Consider the following 20635-nt stretch of genomic DNA (forward strand, 5'->3'; position numbering starts at 1 on the left):
GGTCGGCGGCGGCGGGCCAGCGCGCCTTCATCGCGCCCCGTGCGGCGTGAAGCGCGGCCGCGAGCGCGCCGAGACGCGCGGGAAGCAGCGCCTCGATGCGCTGGCGGATCGCTTTCGCGAGCCCCGCCGATGCGCCGCCGGTGCCGATCGCGATCGTGACCGGCGCGCGGTCGACGATCGCGGGGGTGGTGAAATCGCAGAGATCGGGGCGATCGACGACATTGATGAGCAGGCCGCGCGCGCGAAGGTCGGCGGCGACGGCTTCGGCGCCCTCGTCAAGTGCCACGAAGGCAAGGGTAGCGCCCTCTTCCCACGCAGGCACGATACGCCCGCCCGCGCGCGCGATCAGCCGCGCCTTGGCATCGGCCGCCTCCCCCTTCCCGACCAGCACGACCGTGCGGCCGCGGAGGTTCAGGAAGAGGGGAAGCTGTTCCATCGTCAGTCGATCCAGTCGGGCACGCGCTCGGCGGCCATGATCGTGCCCGCCGCGATGCGGTCGGCGACGGTGATATAGCGATCACCATCGACAAGCACCTCGGGCACGAGACTGCGGCTGTTGTAGGTCGAAGCCATCGTCGCGCCATAGGCGCCGGCGGTGCGGAACACCGCGAGGTCGCCCGATTCCACCGCATCGATCACGCGGTCGCGCGCGAAGGTATCGCCGGTCTCGCACACCGGGCCGACGATCGACGCGGTCATCTTCTCGCCCGTCGGCTTGACCGCGACGAAGTCGTGGTACGCATCGTAAAGCGCCGGGCGCGCGAGGTCGTTCATCGCGGCATCGACGATCACGAAAGGGTTGGTCGCACCGGGCTTGACCCAGAGCACCTCGGTCAGCAGCACGCCCGTATTGCCCGCGATGACGCGGCCGGGTTCGAACATCAGCGTGACGTCCCAATCCTTCGTCACCCGCGCGACCATCGCACCATAGTCGGCGGGGCTCGGTGGGTTGTCGTCGGGCTTGTAGGGCACGCCGAGCCCGCCGCCGAGGTCGACGTGGGTAATGCTGTGCCCCGCAGCGCGGAGATCGGCGACGAGGCGTCCGACGCGCTCGAACGCCGCCTCGAGCGGCGCAAGGCTGGTGAGCTGGCTGCCGATGTGAAGCGCGATGCCGCGCATCTGCAGCCCCGGCAGCGCGGCGAGGCGGCCGAAAATCTCGGGCGCGACGTCGATGCCGACGCCGAACTTGTTCTCGGCCTTGCCGGTCGAAATCTTGGCGTGGGTGCCTGCATCGACGTCCGGATTGACGCGCAGCACCGCCGGCGCGGTCGTCTCTCTGGCGAGCGCGATCTCGGCGAGCGCGACGCCTTCGGGTTCATGTTCGATATTGAACTGGCCGATGCCGCGGTCGAGGCCCTGCGCCAGCTCGGCGCGGGTCTTGCCGACACCGGAAAAGACGATGTCCTGCGGCGCCATGCCCGAGGCAAGCGCGCGTTCGAGTTCGCCGCCCGACACGACGTCGGCGCCATAGCCCTGCCGCGCGAGCACGCGCAGCACGCCGAGGTTGGGGTTGCACTTGATCGCGAAGGCGATGTGCTTCTTCGGAATGTCCTTCAGCGCGTCGGCGAACACCTGGGCATGGCGTTCGAGCGTCGCGCGCGAATAGACATAGACGGGAGTGCCGATTTCCTCGGCGATACGCGGCAGGGGAATATCTTCGGCGTGGAGGACGCCGTTACGCAGTTCAAAATGGTCCATCGAAGGAAGTCCTGTGATTCAGCCCGGAGGCGGAAGATCGAAATCGTCGGGTTCGCGTTTCTCGGACCGTTTGAGAAGTTCGTCGCTGCGCGTCGGCAAGGCCTGCGCGTCAGGCGTCGTAAGCTCCTCGGTTGTCGGCGCGCGGGTCGCGCCGACGGGGACGACCGGGGCGGGCTGGTTCGCCGCCGGCTTCAGATCTTCCTTGGCGCCGCACGCGCCGAGCAGCGCGGCGGCGGCGCATGTGGTGATGATGAGGATGCGGCGCTTCGCCATCAATCGCTTCCTTCCAGCGCGCCGCGCGCGGCGGCGATCGCTTCCCTTACCCGGTCGGGCGCCGTCCCGCCATAGCTGCGGCGGCTGGCGACCGACGCCTCGACGGTGAGCGCCGCGAGCGCTTCGGGCGTCACCGCGGCATGAATCGCGGCGGCGTCCGCGGCCGGCAGCGCCGACAGTTCAACGCCGAGTTCCTCGGATCGTTTCACGCAGGCGCCGACGATATGGTGCGCCTCGCGGAACGGCACCCCCGCCTCGCGCACCAGCCAGTCGGCGAGGTCGGTCGCGGTCGAATAGCCCGAAGCGGCCAGCGCGCGCATCCGGTCGGTGCGGAAAGTCAAGGTTTCGACCATCCCGGTCATCGCCGCGAGCGACAGCGCGAGCGCGTCGAAGGCGCCGAACACCGTCTCCTTGTCGTCCTGCAAATCCTTCGAGTAAGTGAGCGGCAGGCCCTTCACGATCACGGCAAGCCGCTGGAAGGCGCCGAGCAGCAGGCCCGCACGCCCGCGCACCAGTTCGGCGGCGTCGGGGTTACGCTTTTGCGGCATGATCGAACTGCCGGTCGACCAGGCATCGGGGAGACTGACGAAACCGAAGGGCTGGCTGGCCCAGATCACGACTTCCTCGGCGAGACGCGAGAGATGGATCGCGGCGATCGAGGCGGCGGCGCAGAATTCGAGCGCGAAGTCGCGGTCGGAGACGGCGTCGATGCTGTTCGCCATCGGTCGGTCGAAGCCGAGCGCCGACGCGGTCGCGTGACGGTCGACCGGGAAACCGGTTCCGGCAAGCGCCGCGGCGCCGAGCGGCAATTCGTTGAGCCGCGCGCGCGCATCGGCGAAGCGGCCACGATCGCGCGCGAACATCTCGACATAGGCGAGCAGATGGTGGCCGAGCGTCACTGGCTGCGCGACCTGGAGGTGGGTGAAGCCGGGCATGATGCTGCCCGCATGCTCCTCGGCGCGCGCGAGGAGAGCGGTCTGGATCGCCTTCAATCCCGTGTCGATCCGCGTCGTTGCCGTCCGCACCCACAGGCGGAAATCGGTCGCGACCTGATCGTTGCGCGAGCGCGCGGTGTGGAGCCGTCCGGCCGCTTCGCCGACGATCTCCTTCAGTCGCGATTCGACCGTCATGTGGATGTCTTCGAGTGCGAGATCGACGGGCACGCCGTTTGCGGCGAATTCTTCGGCGATCTGGGCAAGGCCGCGATCAATCGCGACCGCATCGTCGGCAGCGATGATGCCGGTGCCGCCGAGCATCGCGGCATGCGCCCGGCTGGCGGCGATATCTTCTTCCCAAAGCCGCTTGTCGACGGGGATCGAGGCGTTAATTTCTTGCATGATCGCCGCGGGTCCGCCACCGAAGCGGCCACCCCACATGCTGTTACTGTCCGGAGTATCCGCCATTTCCCGCATCTCGAACTTCAAGCTGATGATCCTGCCGCTGATGCTGGCCGGATCGACGATCGCGGGCTGCGATAGGCAAAAGGCCGCCGGGGAGCAAGCGGCAGGCGCGCAAGCAAATATTTCGGGCGGTGAAGCGAAGGATGCGCGCGGAATCGGCGCCTTCGAGCACAAGGTCGATCGCAGCCACGCCGGCAAGGCCGCACCCGCCGTCACTTTTCGCGGCCCCGACGATGCGCCGGTGACGCTCGCGGCGTTTCGCGGGCGTCCCCTGCTCGTCAATCTGTGGGCGACCTGGTGCGCGCCGTGCATCGCCGAGATGCCGACGCTGGACGCGCTCGCGGCGAAGCAGGGCGCGGCAATGACCGTCGTCGCGGTCGCGCAGGATTTGCAGGGGGAGAAGGTGATCGATCCCTGGTTCCAGAAGGCGGGCCTCAAAGCGCTGCAGCCCTATCTCGACCCCGAAAACAAGCTGCTCGACGCCGCAAGCGACGCCTTGCCGACGAGCATCTATTATGGTGCCGATGGCAAAGAGCTGTGGCGGGTGATCGGCGCGATCGACTGGCAGGGTGCCGAGGCGAAGACGCTGCTGGCGGAAGGCGGGGTTTAATTCCCCTCCCGCTTGCGGGAGGGGATTCATCGCTACCCGCCGACTGTCACGCGACCGATGCGATAGCCCTTCTTGCGCATTTCCTTGACATAATCCTTGTCGGCGTCGGCGACCTCCGTCGACCATTCGTCCCAGGCGTCCCAACGATCCTCACGATCGGTCGCGTGGCGGAGGTCGCTGACCAGTTCCTTCTCGGCCTCGAGGATATCGGCTTTGTAATTATACCAATATTGATTGTAGACGCCCGCGATCGGCGCCGCGCGGATTTCGGGGCGATCGAAGCCCGACGGCATCGAGCCATAGGGCACTGCAGCAACGGCGGCACTGGCGGGAAGAGCCATAAGCAAGGCGAAACTCGTCACTTTTTTCATCGTTCGTCTCCTTGGGACCCTGTTGGTCGATAAAAGAACGAAGGAGCCGGGCCTTTTCTTCCCGGCTCGACGATGATTCCGCACGGCTGGCGGTGGAATCGGCTTTTACCCCGGGTGCGCCTCGTCGCCGACGCTCGACTGGAGGAGACCGCGGAACACCTCGCGCGCAGTGCGCTTGCCCTGCGTCACGTCGAACACGTCGCGCGCGATCGGCATCGCGAGGCCATATTTGTCGGCGAGCGCCATGACGGTCGGCGCGCTCTTCACCCCTTCGGCGACCATGTTCATCCCCGCTATGATCTCATCGATATGGCGCCCCTTGCCGAGTTCGACCCCGACATGGCGGTTGCGCGACAAGGGGCTGGTGCAGGTCGCGATCAGGTCGCCCATCCCGGTGAGCCCCGCGAACGTCTCGGGCCGCCCGCCCATCGCGACGCCGAGCCGCGTGATCTCGGCGAGCCCGCGCGTCATCAGCCCGGCGCGCGTATTGTCCCCCGCGCCGAGCCCGTCGCCCATGCCGACCGCGATCGCGATGATGTTCTTGAGCACCCCGCCGAGCTCGCAGCCGAGCAGGTCGGTGTTGGTGTAGACGCGGAACAGCCCCGAATGAAACACCGGCTGGAGCGCACGGACGACGATCTCGTCCTCCATCGACAACACGCTCGCCGCCGCCTGCCCGCCCATGATCTCGCGCGCGAGGTTCGGGCCGGTGAGCACGCCGACGGGGTGGCCGGGCAATATCTCCTCGATCAGCTCGGTCATCCGCTTGCCCGAAGCGAGTTCGAGCCCCTTGGTGAGGCTGATCACCGGCACCCAGGGGCGAAGGTGGTTGCGCGCTTCCTCCAGCACGCCGCGGAAACTGTGCGAGGGCACCCCCATGACGAGCACGTCGGCGCCCGCGACGACCTCGGCCATGTCGTTCGTCGCCCGGAGCGCGGAGGGCAGTTTCACGCCGGGGAGATATTTGCGGTTCTCATGGCCGCTATTGATGCTCTCGACCGTCTCGGCATCGCGCGCCCAGAGCGTGATCGGCGCGTTGCGCGACACCACCGACGCGACCGTCGTTCCCCAGCTCCCCCCACCGAGCAGCCCCACTTTCAGGCGCATGCGTCTCTCCCGCTGTTTCGGCGGAGATTGGCGGGGTTGCAGAGGATTGGCAAGGCCATCCTCCCCGTGGCGAAGCCGGGGGGAGGATTATAGGTTACGAAGAAAATCCTTCATCGCGGCAGCGGTCGCATTCGGGTCCTCGATCATCGGGACGTGACCGACATGATCGAATATCTGCGAGCGGCTGCCCGCGATTCCCGCTTCGAGAACGGGGACACAGCTCACGTCGAGCAGCTTATCGTGGCGACCCCACAGGATCAGCGTCGGCACCTTCACTTCGCCGAGGCGGTCGTTGAGCGGATGGTCGCGCCCCTCGATCGCGATGACCCAGAAGATCGCGTCGAGCTGGTCGCGATATTTGAGCGCATCGGCGTAGAGTACGGGCTTCAGCCGCGACGGAATGTGCGGCGGCCTGTGGACGACCATCGCCACCAGCCGGTCGGCATCCTCCAGCCCCGCAAGGACAAGCGGGTTGTAATCCTCGTTCGCGGCCTGTTTCTGAAGCTCGCTTTCCTCGGCGCCGTTGACCCCGGCATTGTCGAGCAGGATCAGGCTGGCGAGCGCACCCGGATAGTCGATCGCATAGCGCAGCGCGATCCAGCCGCCCATGCTGTTGCCCGCGATATGCGGCCGGTCGAGACCGAGCGCGCCAGCGAAGGCCTTCAGCCGCGCGGTCTGCGCCGCGATGTCGTAGGCGAGGTCCGGATTGCGCTCATTCTCGCCGAAACCCGGCAGGTCGGGCGCGATGACATGATAGTCGCGCGTCACATAAGGCGCGAGGAAGGACCAATTATCCTTGTCGCCCGAAAAGCCGTGAACAAGGAGCAGGGTGGGCTTCGCGGGATCGCCGCCTTCCAGATAGGGCCAGACGCGGCCATCGACGACGATGCTCTTCTGTACCGTGCCGCCGCGCTTGCGGAGCAACACGCGGCCGAGTGCGACGAGGCGGCCGGGGAAGATGAAATAGAACAGCGCCAGCGCGATCAGCGCCGCGGCGACAAGGGTGAGGAGGAATTTCATATAGGCCCTTTCATCCCCTCCCCTTCAGGGGAGGGGCTTATCGAGGCCGCTCGACATGCGCGTCGAACCAGCCGACCAGGTCATCGAGCACCGCATCGCGCTCGGGCTCGTTATAGATTTCGTGGAACAGGCCCGGATAGATTTTCAGCGCCTTGTCCTGCGACGACACATGATCGAACAGATAGCGTGACCCTTCGGGTGCGGCGAGGCTGTCGGCGTCGCCGTGCTGGAACAGGATCGGCAGCCTGATCTTCGACGCGCCCGCCTGCGCGGCGGCCATCGCGTCCATGAACTCCTTGCCGAGCCGCGCACCGATCTTGCCGGTGTAAACAAGCGGATCGGCGAGATAGGCAGCGACCACCGCAGGGTCGCGGCTGACGCCGTTCGCGTCGAGCGTGAGCACGCCGAGGCGCGGGAAGAAACGCGACAGGAAGCGGCTGATCCAGACGGTGAAGCGCGACGGCGGCGCGCCGGGGACGATGGCGGGGCCCGAGAGCGCGGCGGCGGTGAAGGCGACCTGCCGCTCGATCAGGAACAGGGTCGCGATCAGACCACCCATGCTGTGGCCGAGAAGCAGGCGCGGCGTGCCGGCATGATTGACCTCGACCAGCGTCAGAAGTTCGGCCATGCCATCGGTGAAGGTCGAGAAACGCGGGACATAGCCCCCCTCCCCGTCCGATCGGCCGTGCCCCCAATGGTCGATCGCATAGACCGCATAGCCGGCGCCGGTCAGCCGCTTCGCGACATGGGCATAACGCCCCGCATGTTCGGCATAGCCGTGCGCGAGCAGCACCACCGCTTTCGGCGGACCGGCGGGAAGCCAGCGGGTGACGTGCAGTTTCGCGCCGGCGCCCGCCGAACGCGGTGGCAGGATCACGGCATCGGCCGTCAACGAACGGCTTTCTTGAGCGCCGAGGCACGGTGACCGGGACCGTCATCGCCCGCCTTGTCGATCCTGGCGAGGATCGCGTCGAGCGCGCGGCTGATCGCGGTCTGGGTGCGGACCATTTCGATCTTCGGCCAGGCGGTGCGTTGGCCGGTGTCGATCAGCTCGTCGATATCCTCCTGCGCAAGGTCGGACAGGATCTTCGTCGGCGACCAGAATTTGGGCGGGCGGATGATGTTGATATCGCCGGTATATTCCTGATTGATCACCGAGCGCGCCATGTTCGCGAGGCTGTTGAGCGGCGGCAGGAGTTCGAGCGGCTTCTGGAAGATCACCATATTGGCGTTGAGCCACGCCTTGAAGGTCGCCATCGACGCATGCTGGATCGCCTCGATCGGCGCCATCTGCTTGCGCGTGTCGGTCGCGAAGGGCAGTGCCAGAGGATTGGCCTGGCTGACGATATGATGGTTGACGCCGTACAGCCGCTCGAGCCGCTTGGTCGGAATATCGTGCGTCACCGATCCGTCGACCCAGCGCCGGTCAGGCTGGTAGGGGACGCGGTTACCGGCCTCGTCGCGTGCCATCAGCATCACCGGCGGAAAGACGCCGGGCACCGCGCATGACGCGAGCACCGCCTCGCGGATCAACACGTTCGGCGCGGTGATCGCGTTGAGCAAGCGGCCGTTCTGATGCTTTTCGGCGGGGGCGACCGAGACGTTCAGGTGGCGGCCGCTGATCTCATAAGCCTCCTGAAAGGTCAGATCGGGGATCAGGTCGGCGAGCCGGCCGCGCACCTCATCGGGGGCGAGGCGCTTCATCTCGGGATCGCGGGCGGGGTTCGCGAGCCGCTGGCTTTCGAGGAAGGGACCGACGTCGGCGTCCTTGCGCGTGCAGACAATCGCCGCGACGATCGACCCGCCGCTCGACCCGGCGAGGATGTTGGGCAGCACGCCCTCGTTCCACAGCGCCCGGACCACGCCGACGTGGAAGAAGAGGAAGCTGCCCGAGCCCGAGAGCAGCAGCGCCGAGCGGCCGTAGCAATGCTGCGCGCGGCGGAAGAAGTCGCGCTTCTCCTCGCGCGGGATCGACCGCGACGCGGCGATCTTGTCGAGTGCCGCGACGACCTCGGCGACATAGGCTTCGATCAGCTTCTTGGTGCCGAAACGCGCCTTCTGATAGAGACGCTCGTGCCCCATGCCGTCGATATTGCCGTGGATTCCCTCGTTGAGGACGAAGAGCAGCCCCTTGACGTCTCCCGCCGCCGACAGCTTGCGGAGTTTCTCCAGCCGCGCACGGATCGCCTTGTAATCGAAATGGCTGCTTTCGTCCGCCGTGCGCCACGCCTGCAGCCCTGATTTCGCGTCATGCGCCTGCGCGGCCCTGGCCCAGGCGGAATAGTCGGGCGCGTTTACAAGCTCGGCATCGGCGCTGAGCGTCGGGGCAAAAATCATTCGGTGGTCCTGCGCTATTTCTGTTTCTTCGGAGTCTTGCCGGTTGCGTTGCCTTTGGCAACCGGTTTTGCCCTGCCTTTCGTGGCAGGTTTCGCCGCCGGCTTGGCCTTTGCCTTCGGCCTGGCCGCCGGCTTCGGCGTCGCTTTCGGCTTTGCCGTAGCGGCTTTGGGCGGCGCGGGCGCCTTGTCGGGCTTCGGCACCGCGGCCATCAGGTCGGCGAAACTTTCGTCGATGCATTCGCGGAAAAAGGCGATGTCGGGCATGATGTCGCGCTCGCAGATGATCGAGAAGGCGATGCGGCCGTTGTAGCTGGGGGTCGCGACGAACAGCCCCATATTGTTCGCGAGCGGCGCCATGCCGTACTGCTGCACCAGCTTCGCACCCGCGAGATAGAGCGGCACCTGCGCCCCCGGCACGTTCGAGATGAAGAGGTTGGTGCCGCGCACCGCGAAGCGCTCGCTGGTCAGGATGCGCGCGACCGCCGCCATCGTCGCGCCCGGAATATGTTGCGACAGGTCGGTCATGATCCGCGCGCTGACCCCGGCCTTCGCCTCCTTCGCCTCGACCGTATAGTCGCGTACCGCCGCGAGGCGTGCGAGCGGATCGGCGATATCGGTGCGGATCGGCACGCTCATCGCCGAGACCTGATTGCCTGGGGTCGAGGCCTTGCCCGCGCTCTTTTCCTTGCCGCGCAGATTGATCGGCGCGACCGCGACGAGGCTTTCCTGCGGCAGATCCTTGTGCTTCGTCAGATATTTGCGGAGCGCGCCGCCGACGGTGGTCAGCACCACGTCATTGACCGTCGCGCCGGGCACCTTCTTGCGGATTTCGGCGACGTCGGCGAGCGCCACCGTCGTGCCGTCGAACATCTTGTGCGGGCCGACGGGGACGTTGAAACGCGTTTCGGGAACCCCGGCGGCCATCCCGCCCTCGCCGATCGACTTGCGCGCCGAGGCGACGATCGCGGGCGAGACCTTCATCAGCGCGTTCATGAACTTGACCGGCGACTGCATCGATGCCGACCAGGCGCGGGTCAGCGTCTCGGCGCTCGACGGCGCGCGGCCGAGCTCCTCGACCGGCGGCGGCTCGGCGATCGCGGGCGTACCCTGCGCGTCGATGTCGCTCATCGCGATGAAGGCGTGGGCGCCCGAGGCGCCATCGACCGCGGCGTGGTGGACGCGGTGGAGCATCGCGAAACTGCCCTTGGGGATACCAGGGATACGATCGAGCCCCTCGATGACATAAATGTCCCAGAGCGGCCGGTTCATGTCCATCGGCTTCGAGAACCAGCGCGCGACCGCGATGCAGAATTGGCGCCAGTCGCCGGGTTCGGGCAGACGTGCGTGGCTGATATGCGCCTCGATATCGAAATGTTCGTCCTCGACCCAATAGGGATGGTCGAGATCGAAGGGCAGCCGGTGCAGGCGCCGCCGGAACAGCGGCGAGGTGTGGACGCGGCTTTCGACGTGGCGGATGATATCCTTGAACCGCACGAAGCCGCCCGGCGCGGTCGAGGGATCATAGATATAGACCCCCATGATGTGCGTCAGATTGTTCGCGGTCTGCGTGTAGAGGAACTGGGCATCCTGCGCGCTGAGTTGTTTAAGCATCACGTCCTCCATCCAATCCCAACCCCGTCATTGCGACCCCGGACTTGATCCGGGGGAAGCAATCTCCAGCAATCGTCCAAGCGTGCCGATAGCTGGAGATTGCCGCGTCGCCTTCGGCTCCTCGCAATGACGATCTGCGGCTGAGCATATCATTCTCCCGGTGACGGCAACTTATCCGCCAGCGCCGTCGTCGAGAGGCGCATCGATTCCATGACGTTGGCGAGCCCGCGAAGTTCCGCGAGCAACGCGCGGCGCGCGGCGAGGCCGTCGGGGGTCGCGGTGTCCGCGAGTCCCATGTGGCGCATCAGCGACAGGCCGTTTTCGAAGAGCAGCTTGCCGATCGCCGCCTCGCTGCTGATCCGGCGGAGCAGATAGGCCTGCCGCCCCTCGACCAGCGCGGCGTCGAGCAGCGCTTTCTGGTCGACCTCGTCGCCGGGCTTGGCGCGCGTAAGCAGGTCCGCGACGACCGAATAAGCCTCGGCAAAGGGCAGCAGGATCGCGTGGCCGACGACGGGCTGGCAGCGGCGGATGAGTTGCGCGATGCCGCGGTCGCCGCTCGCCAGGCGGCGGTCCCAAACGGGATCGATGCGGGCGAGTTCGGCCTCGATCGCGGCGCGGTGCTCATCGCGCGGCGGATAGAAAAATTCGAATTTGAACAGGTCGCGCAACCGGTCGATCTTCGTCCAGAAAGCCGCGGTCGCATCGCCCTCGCCGCCATCGCGCAATTGAAACAGCACCAGTTCGATCATCGCGCGGTCGAGGAAATGATGCGCGATGATGTTGCGGTAATAGCTCGCCATCGGATGTTTGGCGGGGTCGATCGAATAGATGATCTCGCTCCCCGCCTCGTACCGGGTGAGCAGCCCGCTCGCGACGAGCGTGTCGATGGTCGCGGTCAGCGCGGCCTCATCGCCGCTTTCGAGTTCCCGGCTGAGCCGGATGTCGCGCTCGCGCGCCCGGCGGGCGATCGCGCCGATCGCAGCGAGCAGTTCGGCGGCGGTCGCGCCGCGCGGCGCAAGGCCGAGCAGGATCAGGCACATCAGCGAGGTGACGGTGAGCGGTGTCACGCGGTTCGCCTCGACCGCGACCGCGAAGGCGATCTTCTCGAGCGCGCGCTTGTCGTCGGGCCCGGGCGCCTGTCCGATCACCACCGGGTTTCCGATATCGAGCCGGATGCGCCCCGAGGGCTCCTTCAGGCTCTTCATATAGCCGATGAACCAGCTCAGGCTTTCGGGCTTCTTGTTCCGGCCGGTCTGCTCGGCGGCATATTCCTCGACGTCGCGGATCAGGTCGAAACTGGTGACGAAGGGCACGAAATGGACGTCGCGGGTGCCCGTGGCATGGGCCGCGTCGAGGACATATTTCATCAGGCCATATTTGGGCGGCATCAGCTTGCCGAGCCGCGAGCGCGTTCCCTCGAACGCCCAGCTCAACGGAAAGCGCTTGGCGAGCAGCCAGGCGATATAATGGCGCAGCACCAGCTTGTAGACCGGCTGGTCCTGAAAGCTGCGGCGGATGAAGATCATCCCCGAGCGGCGGAAAAATTCGCCCATCACCGCGAAGTCGAGGTTGGCGCCGCCGAAGCTGTGCAGCATCGGCATGTCATTCTCATAGGTCAGGCGGCTGGGCGTGGCGCCGTCGATATAGGTCTTGTGCGTGAACAGGATCGCGGTCGGATGCTCGCGGAGGATACCGCGCAGCCGCGCCAGTTCGGCGGCATCGACCTCCATCTCGGGCGCGTAGCCGCCGAACATCATACGGTCGAGCCGCGCGCGCAGATCGAGGAACAAAGCCGACGGCCGCGCGATGACCTCCTTCATCAGCGGCCGTGCCTCGCGGTAGAGGTCGGCGACCGGGCGGCCGAGCTCGCCCGCAAGATCGGCGAGCGCGGCGCGGAACTTCGGATTGGTGCGCAGGCTGTCGGCGACGAAGCGCGGGACCTTGTAGCGCGTCCCGCGAATCCCCCGCTCGGCAACGTCGAGCGCGAGCGCCGCCTGCCGCGCGACGAAGCCCGCGAATTCGGGGCTGTCGGCCCCTTCACCGTCCCCGCCGCCGGTCTGCGCGCAGAAACGATCGCGCAGCGCGTCGAGCGTCGCGGCCTCGCCGACGAGAATCTGCGCGCGGCGCCGGTCGCGCAGCAGGATCAGCCGGGCGCGGAGCGATCCCGGATGGCGCGGATCGCCGAAGATCAGGTGGCGGAATTTGAGCGCGCGGTCGCGGTCGAAGCCGGGAATGCGCCAAGCGATGCGCAACGGCACGACCTGCCGCGACGGCGCGCCGCCAAGCCGCGTCTGGAGCGTATCGAGGGGCAGCGCATGATCGCCGTCCTCGATATCGAGGCTGGCCCATGCCGGGTCCTCATCGCCGGATGTGGAATGAATCCAGTCGAGCAGGACGCGCCGCTCGACCCCGTTGCGCGCGTCGATGATATAAAGCCGGTCGGCCGCCTGCTCCGCCAAGATCGGGGTGCGGGGCGTTCCGTCGGCCATGACCTACGCTCCCTCTGTCATTGCGAGCGAAGCGAAGCAATCCAAGGTTGAGCAGACCGCTCTGGATTGCTTCGCTTCGCTCGCAATGACGATGTGGGGCATGCGCTAGGCTTTCCTTTCCTTTCGGGGAGAAGCCTTCTTCTTCGCAGACTTCGGCTCGGCCTTCTTTTCGGATACTTTCTTCGCCGGCTTCACCTTCGCCGTCTCCGCCAGCTCCCCCTCTTCCTCCGCCTGCCCCAGCGTGCGCAGGAACATGTTCCGGACATCGCGAACATGCGCATTCAGCGTCCTGACGCTCCACTTCGAGGTATCGACCGGCGGCAGCACCGTGACGCGCACCGTCGCGGGGCGCATCACGAACTCGTTCTTGGGCGCAACATCGGTGGCATTATGGATCACGATGGGCACGATCGGCACGCCCGCCTGCATCGCCAGATGAAAAGCGCCCTTCTTGAACGGTTCGAGCTTTGGCGTCAGGCTGCGCGTGCCTTCGGGTGCGATGCAGATCGACTTGCCTTCCTTGCGGATCGCATCGACCAGCGGCTCCATCGCCTTGATCGCGCTCTTGCCGTCGGCGCGGTCGACGAAGACGGTGCCGCCCCATTCCATCAGCTTGCCGAGAATGGGGATGTCCTTGATCTCCTTCTTCCCCACCCCGCCCATGTCGCGGCGGATGAGCTTGGCGAGGATCATCACGTCGGCCTTGCTCTGATGGTTGAAGATGAAGACGCACGGGCGGGCCGACCAGAGATAGCGCTCGTCCTCGACCTCCAGCTCGACCCCGGTGATCGCGGTCGCGAAGTCGCCGAACAGGCCCATCGAGAAATTGACCGCTTCACGCTGCGAGCGGGTGAGCGCCCAGATCGGCAGCCCCGCAGCGAAGGCGCCGATCAGCGAGCCGGTCGCATAGATGGTGCGCGTATAATCGACCCACGACGGTGTGCCGCGGCTCGCAAAGCGCTGGACCGGCCAGTTCCGCTCGTCGGCGATGCCCTTCAGTTTCATGTTCGGATTGAGCGGGCGCGGCTTGCCGACGCGTTCGAGCAATTCGATATCGTCGTCGCTGTCCGAATAGAAAAAGCTCTGGTCGAGATCGAGCCCATATTCGGCGGCGAGTTCCTCGGCCGCGAGCACCTTGCCCTCGCCGAAACAGAGCGGGCGGATGATTTCGCCGGTGAAGACCCCCTCCTCGATCTCGTAGGACGAGCATTTGATGTCGGTGATGCCGAGATCACGCGCGGTCGGCTCGATCTGGTAGATCGTCGCCGAGGAGATGATCGCGACGCGGTGGCCCTTCGCCTGATGCGCCTCGATGATCGCGCGCGTCTCGGGATAGATTTTGCGTGCGATATGTTTCTTGTACAGTTCCTCGCCGAACTCGGTGAAGCTTTCCTCGTCGACGCCCTTCATGAATTTGGCGGCGGCGGACATGAGCCCCGAGAAACCGATGTTGCCGAGGCTGTGCTGCGCGATCACCTGCGCGGTCTCGGCGATTTCCTCGACCGACATTTCGCGGCGCTGGAATTTCTCGCGCAGCATCGCGGTCGCGGAGTAGCCCGAGATGATCGTTCCGTCGAAATCGAAGAGCGCGGCGATATGCGATCCGGGTTCGGAGCTAAGAACTTCTTCCAAATGCGGCTGCGGTCTTGGCACGCGCCTCTCCCCACCAAACGGCTATATTGCCGCCTTTCCCTGCACGATGGCAGCAAAGATGGGGTTAATCAATGGCACGAAAGCGCCGATGCCTCGCGTGCCAATGCCTCGATCCGGGACGGGTTGAGCGGCCCCGCGGGAACCACCCAGCTCCCGCCGACGCAGAGCACCGGATCGAGCGCGAGCCAGTCGGGCGCGGTGGCGGCGGTGATCCCACCGGTGGGGCAGAAGCGGGCTTGCCCGAACGGCGCCGCGAGCGCCTTCAGCGCCGGGATGCCGCCGCTCGTCGCCGCGGGGAAGAATTTGAAGCGCGACAGGCCGAGGTCGAGCCCGCGCATGATGTCGCTGGCGTTGGCGATGCCGGGCAGGAAGGGAATGCCGCTCTGGGTCGCGGCCTTGCCGAGATTGTCGGTCAGGCCGGGCGATACGATGAATTCGGCGCCCGCATGGATCGCCCCGTTCAGCATCGCGGGATCGAGCACCGTACCCGCGCCGACGACCGCGCCCTTCACCGCTTTCATCGCGGCGAGCGCATCGAGCGCGGCGGGGGTACGCAGCGTGACCTCCAGCACCGGCAAGCCGCCCGCGACGAGCGCTTCGGCCATCGGTACGGCGTCCTCGACGCGGTCGATGACGATCACCGGGATGACGGGGGCGAGCCGCATGATCTGGTCGATGCTTTGGTCGGTCATTTCAATCTCCGTTCGCCCTGAGCTTGTCGAAGGGCTGCTCTTTTTTTGACCCGTTGAAGAGAAGGACGGTGCCTCGCCAAGCTCAGCACCAACGGGTGTGGGTTCAGACGACACTATCCATCGCTGCCAGCATTGCGGACCCGCCTTTCTCGGCCTCGTCGGCGTGCAAGCGAAACAGCGCGAACAGTTCGCGACCGACACCAAGTGCGGGCGGCGGCGGCGCGGCGGGCGTGCGCAAAGCCCATTCGGCTTCGTCGACCAGCGTCGTCACTTCGCCCTTCACCGCACAGACACGCACCATGTCGCCGTCGCGAAGATAAGCGAGTGGGCCGCCGATGCCGTCAGTGCCGGGCAACGCCTCAGGCGACAGATGGATCGCGGCGGGCACCTTGCCGCTCGCACCCGACATGCGACCATCGGTGAGCAACGCGACGCGGTAGTCCTTGTCCTGCAACACGCCGAGCGCGGGGGTCAGCTTGTGCAGTTCGGGCATGCCGTTGGCGCGCGGACCCTGGAAGCGGACGACGACGACGACATCGCGGTCGAGCTCGCCCGCCTTGAAGGCGGTCAGCACCTGATTCTGGTCGTCGAAGATCCGGCAGGGCGCCTCGATCGTCCAGCGATCCTCGGCAACCGCGCTCGTCTTGATGATCGCGCGGCCAAGATTGCCCGCGAGCAGCCGCATCCCCCCGTCGGGAGAAAAAGGCTCGGACACCGGTCGCAGCATCGTGACGTCGCGGCTCTCGGCGGGCGCGCCTTGCCAGTGAAGTTCGTCCTCGACGAGTACCGGTTCCGAAGCATAATCGGCCATCGTCCCGCCCACGGTCAGAATGTCGCCGTGGAGCAGTCCGGCGCCGAGCAGTTCCCTGACCACGAAGCCGATCCCGCCTGCCGCGTGGAAATTGTTCACGTCGCCCGCGCCGTTCGGATAGACACGCGCGAGCAGCGGCACGGCATGGCTTAATTCGTCGAAATCCTGCCAGTCGATGGCGATCCCCGCCGCGCGCGCGATCGCGGGCAGGTGGATCGCGTGATTGGTCGAGCCGCCGGTCGCGAGCAGCCCAATCATCGCGTTGACGATCGCCTTCTCGTCGATGCAGCGGGCAAGCGGTCGATAATCGTCGCCGTCCCAGCCGATCCGGGTCAGCCGGTGCGTCGCGGCGCGGGTCAGCTCCTGCCGCAATTTCGTGCCGGGATGGACGAAGGCTGCGGCAGGGATGTGCAGCCCCATCAGCTCCATCATCATCTGGTTGCTGTTCGCGGTGCCGTAGAAGGTGCAGGTGCCCGCGCCGTGATAGCTCGCCGCCTCGGCTTCGAGCAGCTCGTCGCGGCCGACCTTGCCCTCGGCATAGAGCTGGCGGACGCGCTGCTTTTCCTTGTTCGCAAGGCCCGAGGGCATCGGCCCGGCGGGAACGAGGATCGTCGGCAGATGGCCGAAACGCAGCGCGCCGATCAGCAGGCCGGGGACGATCTTGTCGCAGATGCCGAGCAACAACGCGCCCTCGAACATCGCGTGGCTGAGCGCGATCGCGGTGCCCTGCGCGATAGTGTCGCGGCTGAACAAAGACAGGTCCATCCCCGCCTGCCCCTGCGTCACCCCATCGCACATCGCCGGGACACCCCCCGCGACCTGCGCGGTAGCGCCGGCCTCGCGCGCGAAGAGTTTGATCTGCTCGGGATAGCGGCCATAGGGCTGATGCGCCGAGAGCATATCGTTATAGGCGGTGACGATGCCGATGTTCATTTCGGCGCCCGAGCGGATCGCGGGCTTGTCCTCGCCCGATGCCGCGAAGCCGTGCGCGAGGTTGCCGCACGACAGCGTGCCGCGGTTGGTGCCGGCGTCGCGCTGGCGCTGCATCAGGTCGAGATAGGCGGCGCGGCGCGGGACGCTGCGGGCGATGATGCGATCGGTGACCGCGGCGATGGCGGGGTGGAGGTCAGTCATATCCCGAAAACCGTTTGTCCTGAGCTTGTCGAAGGACCGTTCTTCCTTGCAGCGCTCAAAGAAAAGAGCAGCCCTTCGACAAGCTCAGGGCGAACGGATTTTTTTGGATGCGATGCCCGCTCAGTCATGCCAGCTTGCTCCGTCGCGTTCGATCAGTGCGATCGCGCTCGACGGGCCCCAGCTTCCCGCCGTGTAATTCTGCGGCGCCATATCGACCTCGGCCCAGGCGCCGAGGATCGAGTCGATCCACTGCCATTGCGCCTCGACCTCGTCGCGGCGCACGAACAACGTCTGTTCGCCCTCGATGAAGTCGAGCAGCAGCCGCTCGTAGGCGATCCGGCGCCGCTCGCCCGCAAAGCTGTGCGAGAGCGAGACGTCGAGCGTGACCTCCTTCAATTTCACCCCGTCGCGGTCGAGCCCCGGCTGCTTCGCCATCACCTTGACCCGGATATTCTCTTCGGGCTGCAGATTGATGATCATCATGTTCGCATCGAGCTTTTCGGCGCCAACGCGGCCGAAAATATTGTGCGGCACCGGCTTGAACTGGATCAGCACCTCGGACTTGCGCTCGGGCATCCGCTTGCCGGTGCGGAGATAGAAGGGCACGCCCTTCCAGCGCCAATTGTCGATAAACGCCTTGATCGCGACGAAGGTTTCGGTGTTCGACGGATGGCCGAGCTCCTCGGCATAGCCCGCGACCGCCTGCCCGTTCACCGCGCCGCTGGTGTATTGGCCCTTGACGCTGTGCGCCCTGACATCGGCCGCGCTCATCTTGCGGAGCGAACGCAGCAGCTTGACCTTCTCGTCACGCACCGCGGTCGATGAGACACTCGCCGGGGGCTCCATCGCGATGATCGCGAGCAATTGGAGCATATGGTTCTGCACCATGTCCTTCAATGCGCCGACGCCGTCATAATAGGAGACGCGGCCTTCGAGGCCCACCGTCTCGGCGACGGTGATCTGGACATGGTCGATCGCCTGCGCGTTCCACAAGGGCTCGAACAGCATGTTCGCAAAGCGCAGCGCGAGGAGATTCTGGACCGTTTCCTTGCCGAGATAATGATCGATGCGGAAGATATGATCCTCGGCAAAGGCATCGCCGACCTGCGCGTTGACCGCGCGCGACGAGGCGAGATCGTGGCCAATCGGCTTTTCCATCGCGATGCGGCATTCGGCGCAGGCGATCCCGGCGGCCTTCAGACCCTGCGCGATCGGTCCGAACATCGAGGGCGGGGTCGAGAGATAAGCGCCAATCGGCCGGCCGAGCCGGTCGCCGAGCAGCGCCGCGAGATCTTCGTAACCGGTGCCCGCCCCGGCATCGACCGGACAATAATCGATGCGCTGAAGAAAGCTTTCGATCTGGCCTTCGTCGAGCCGGTCGGCGGAAAGATGATCGGCCAGCGCCTCGCGCACCATCGCATGACAGGCCGCGCGATCCATCTTCGACCGCCCCGACGCGACGATCGTCAGCGCGTCGGCCAGCAGCCCGTCGACATGGAGATTGTAGAGCGAGGGAAAGAGCATGCGCTGCGCAAGGTCGCCTGTGGCGCCGAACAGGATCAGGGTTTCGACTTTCACGCTCACTTCGGTCCCCTTGGTATCGTTTTGACGAATTGGAGAATGTGCCCCGCGAATGCAACGCGCATACGTAGGCCGCATACGATGTCGGGGCCTTGGCAAATCGCCCTTTGCTGCCATAGGACGTCGCCATGCCCGACGCAGCCCTTCCCTATGATGTCATCGTCGTCGGCGGCGGTGTCAATGGCGCCGGCGTCGCGCGCGATGCCGTGGGACGCGGCGCGCGCGTGCTGCTGCTCGAAGCGGGCGACCTCGCGCAGGGCACCTCGTCCAAATCGACCAAGCTCGTCCACGGCGGGCTCCGCTATCTCGAACATTATGAGTTCGGCCTGGTGCGCGAGGCGCTGAACGAGCGCGAGATATTGTGGGGGATCGCGCCGCATATCGTCTGGCCGCTGCGTTTCGTCCTCCCCTATCGCAAGGGCCTCCGCCCGCGCTGGCTGCTGCGGCTCGGGCTGTTTCTCTACGATCATATCGGCGGGCGGAAAAAGCTGCCGCCAACACGCTCGATCGATCTCGGAAAACATGTCGCGGGCGAGCCGCTCCGGCCGCAATATGCAAAGGGTTTCGAATATTCGGACGGTTGGGTCGACGACGCGCGGCTCGTGCTCCTCAACGCCCGCGACGCCGCCGACCGCGGGGCGCGGATCAGGACGCATACGCGTGCCGAGATGATGCGCGTCGAGGACGGGCTGTGGGTCGTCGAGGCGTCGGACGACCGCGGCCACAGCTATCGCTTCACCGGCCGGAGCCTCGTCAACGCGGCGGGCCCCGCGGTACTCGATGTGCTGGGCCGCGCGTCGGCGCCGCCCGATTACAAGATGCGGCTCGTGCGCGGCTCGCACATTGTGGTGCGCCGGAAGTTCAAGCATGATTATGCCTATTTCTTCCAGCTTCCCGACGGGCGCATCTTCTTCGCCATCCCCTATGAGCGCGACTTCACGCTGATCGGGACGACCGATCAGGACCATGACGGACCCCTGACCGGCATCCATGCGAGCGCGGAGGAAATCGCCTATCTCTGCGAGGGTGCGAGCGAATATTTCCGCGAGCCCGTGCGTCCCGCGGATGTCGTCTGGACCTATTCGGGCGTGCGGCCGCTGGTCGAGGACGGGTCGGGTCGGCCCGAGGCGGCAACGCGCGGCTACCGGATCGACCTCGATCTGGAGGAAGGCGCGCCGCTGCTCACCATCTATGGCGGCAAGATCACCAGCTATCGCCATGTCGCCGAACATGCGGTCGATGAATTGTCCGGCCATCTGGGCGCGGTGTCGGCCAAACATTGGACCGCGACCGCGCCGCTGCCCGGCGGCGATTTTCCGATCAATGGCGCGGCGGCGCTCAAGGCCGAATATGAGCTCGCCCATCCCTTCCTGCCTGCCGCGACCATCGACCGCATCGTCAAGGCCTATGGCACCGACGCGCGCCGCTGGCTCGGCGATGCCGACAGTTGGGACGCGCTGGGCGGCGAGATCGCGCACGGGCTTTCGGCCGCCGAGGTCGAATGGATGATGACCCGCGAATGGGCGCGCGGCGTCGAAGATATTCTATGGCGGCGCAGCAAGCTGGGGCTGCTGTTCAGCGAAGGAGAGGTAGCGACGCTTGCCGCGTTGCTCGACGCCAAGCGGCCCGTCACGCAGCCCGCCTAACGGTCTAACCGTCCTTGCGGCCGCGGTCTTTCCGTTTGCGCGCCCCTTCCTCGCGCAGCCGGTTCTCGCGCTCGGCCAGTTCCTCGAAACGGCAAAGCGGAATCGGCGCGGGCGGTTTCTTCTTTTCGGTCATCCTGTCTTCGTCACCCCGGGCTTGATCCGGGGTCCCGCTCATTTGGAGGAAAGCGGGATGCCGGATCAAG

At 66.1% G+C, this 20635-nt stretch carries 18 protein-coding genes; 2 read left to right on the plus strand and 16 right to left on the minus strand.

Features of this window, described 5'->3' with window-relative positions; genetic code table 11:
• The 4 genes from ACE3SL_RS04740 to argH all read right to left on the minus strand — a co-directional run.
• A partial coding sequence (locus tag ACE3SL_RS04740) for a bifunctional precorrin-2 dehydrogenase/sirohydrochlorin ferrochelatase (protein WP_374524609.1) occupies positions 1-436 on the minus strand: 436 nt, incomplete at its 3' end.
• Between the two features lie 2 nt (positions 437-438).
• Complete coding sequence (lysA, locus tag ACE3SL_RS04745) at positions 439-1698, minus strand: diaminopimelate decarboxylase (protein ID WP_374524610.1); 1260 nt, start codon at positions 1696-1698, stop codon at positions 439-441.
• 18 nt (positions 1699-1716) lie between these two features.
• On the minus strand, positions 1717-1971 hold the full coding sequence (locus ACE3SL_RS04750) for a hypothetical protein (protein WP_374524611.1): 255 nt from the start codon (positions 1969-1971) through the stop codon (positions 1717-1719).
• Positions 1971-3347: an argininosuccinate lyase gene (argH, locus tag ACE3SL_RS04755; protein ID WP_374524641.1), complete on the minus strand. Its 1377-nt coding sequence runs from the start codon at positions 3345-3347 to the stop codon at positions 1971-1973. Before argH ends, ACE3SL_RS04750 begins: the two co-directional genes overlap by 1 nt.
• Here argH and ACE3SL_RS04760 point away from each other — a divergent pair.
• Positions 3346-3981, plus strand: coding sequence for a TlpA family protein disulfide reductase (locus tag ACE3SL_RS04760; protein ID WP_374524612.1), 636 nt, complete (start codon positions 3346-3348; stop codon positions 3979-3981). The genes argH and ACE3SL_RS04760 overlap by 2 nt on opposite strands.
• A gap of 32 nt (positions 3982-4013) precedes the next feature.
• On the opposite strand, the gene ACE3SL_RS04765 is transcribed toward ACE3SL_RS04760, so the two are convergent.
• The 11 genes from ACE3SL_RS04765 to zwf form a co-directional block, all read right to left on the minus strand.
• Positions 4014-4352: a hypothetical protein gene (locus tag ACE3SL_RS04765; RefSeq protein WP_374524613.1), complete on the minus strand. Its 339-nt coding sequence runs from the start codon at positions 4350-4352 to the stop codon at positions 4014-4016.
• A gap of 105 nt (positions 4353-4457) precedes the next feature.
• Positions 4458-5459, minus strand: a complete 1002-nt coding sequence (locus ACE3SL_RS04770) for an NAD(P)H-dependent glycerol-3-phosphate dehydrogenase (protein WP_374524614.1) — start codon at positions 5457-5459, stop codon at positions 4458-4460.
• An 87-nt stretch (positions 5460-5546) separates the two neighbouring features.
• Complete coding sequence (locus ACE3SL_RS04775) at positions 5547-6479, minus strand: alpha/beta fold hydrolase (RefSeq protein WP_374524615.1); 933 nt, start codon at positions 6477-6479, stop codon at positions 5547-5549.
• Between the two features lie 37 nt (positions 6480-6516).
• Complete coding sequence (locus ACE3SL_RS04780; protein WP_374524616.1) at positions 6517-7371, minus strand: lysophospholipase; 855 nt, start codon at positions 7369-7371, stop codon at positions 6517-6519.
• Positions 7368-8816, minus strand: a complete 1449-nt coding sequence (locus ACE3SL_RS04785) for a DUF3336 domain-containing protein (protein WP_374524617.1) — start codon at positions 8814-8816, stop codon at positions 7368-7370. Before ACE3SL_RS04785 ends, ACE3SL_RS04780 begins: the two co-directional genes overlap by 4 nt.
• Positions 8817-8830: 14 nt before the next feature.
• Entirely contained in the window at positions 8831-10426 is a 1596-nt protein-coding gene (locus tag ACE3SL_RS04790; protein ID WP_374524618.1) for a wax ester/triacylglycerol synthase family O-acyltransferase, read from the minus strand.
• 149 nt (positions 10427-10575) lie between these two features.
• The gene (locus ACE3SL_RS04795; RefSeq protein ID WP_374524619.1) at positions 10576-12915 is read right to left on the minus strand and encodes a glycerol-3-phosphate 1-O-acyltransferase; all 2340 of its coding nucleotides are present in this window, start codon (positions 12913-12915) and stop codon (positions 10576-10578) included.
• Positions 12916-13020: 105 nt separating this feature from the next.
• Complete coding sequence (locus ACE3SL_RS04800) at positions 13021-14547, minus strand: HAD-IB family hydrolase (RefSeq protein WP_374524620.1); 1527 nt, start codon at positions 14545-14547, stop codon at positions 13021-13023.
• 89 nt (positions 14548-14636) lie between these two features.
• The gene (gene eda, locus ACE3SL_RS04805) at positions 14637-15260 is read right to left on the minus strand and encodes a bifunctional 4-hydroxy-2-oxoglutarate aldolase/2-dehydro-3-deoxy-phosphogluconate aldolase (protein ID WP_374524621.1); all 624 of its coding nucleotides are present in this window, start codon (positions 15258-15260) and stop codon (positions 14637-14639) included.
• A 103-nt stretch (positions 15261-15363) separates the two neighbouring features.
• Positions 15364-17205 (minus strand): phosphogluconate dehydratase, encoded by a 1842-nt coding sequence (gene edd, locus ACE3SL_RS04810; RefSeq protein ID WP_374524622.1) that lies wholly within the window; start codon positions 17203-17205, stop codon positions 15364-15366.
• A gap of 120 nt (positions 17206-17325) precedes the next feature.
• Positions 17326-18789, minus strand: a complete 1464-nt coding sequence (gene zwf / locus ACE3SL_RS04815; protein WP_374524623.1) for a glucose-6-phosphate dehydrogenase — start codon at positions 18787-18789, stop codon at positions 17326-17328.
• Positions 18790-18914: 125 nt separating this feature from the next.
• Here zwf and glpD point away from each other — a divergent pair, with 125 nt between their 5' ends.
• A complete protein-coding gene (glpD, locus tag ACE3SL_RS04820) occupies positions 18915-20432 on the plus strand; it encodes a glycerol-3-phosphate dehydrogenase (RefSeq protein ID WP_374524624.1) in 1518 nt (505 codons plus the stop codon).
• 4 nt (positions 20433-20436) lie between these two features.
• Here glpD and ACE3SL_RS04825 read toward each other — a convergent pair whose 3' ends face one another.
• Positions 20437-20634 (minus strand): hypothetical protein, encoded by a 198-nt coding sequence (locus ACE3SL_RS04825; RefSeq protein ID WP_374524625.1) that lies wholly within the window; start codon positions 20632-20634, stop codon positions 20437-20439.
• Position 20635 lies beyond the last annotated feature (1 nt).

The organism is Sphingopyxis sp. (genome assembly GCF_041916015.1).
Taxonomy (GTDB): Bacteria; Pseudomonadota; Alphaproteobacteria; order Sphingomonadales; family Sphingomonadaceae; genus Sphingopyxis.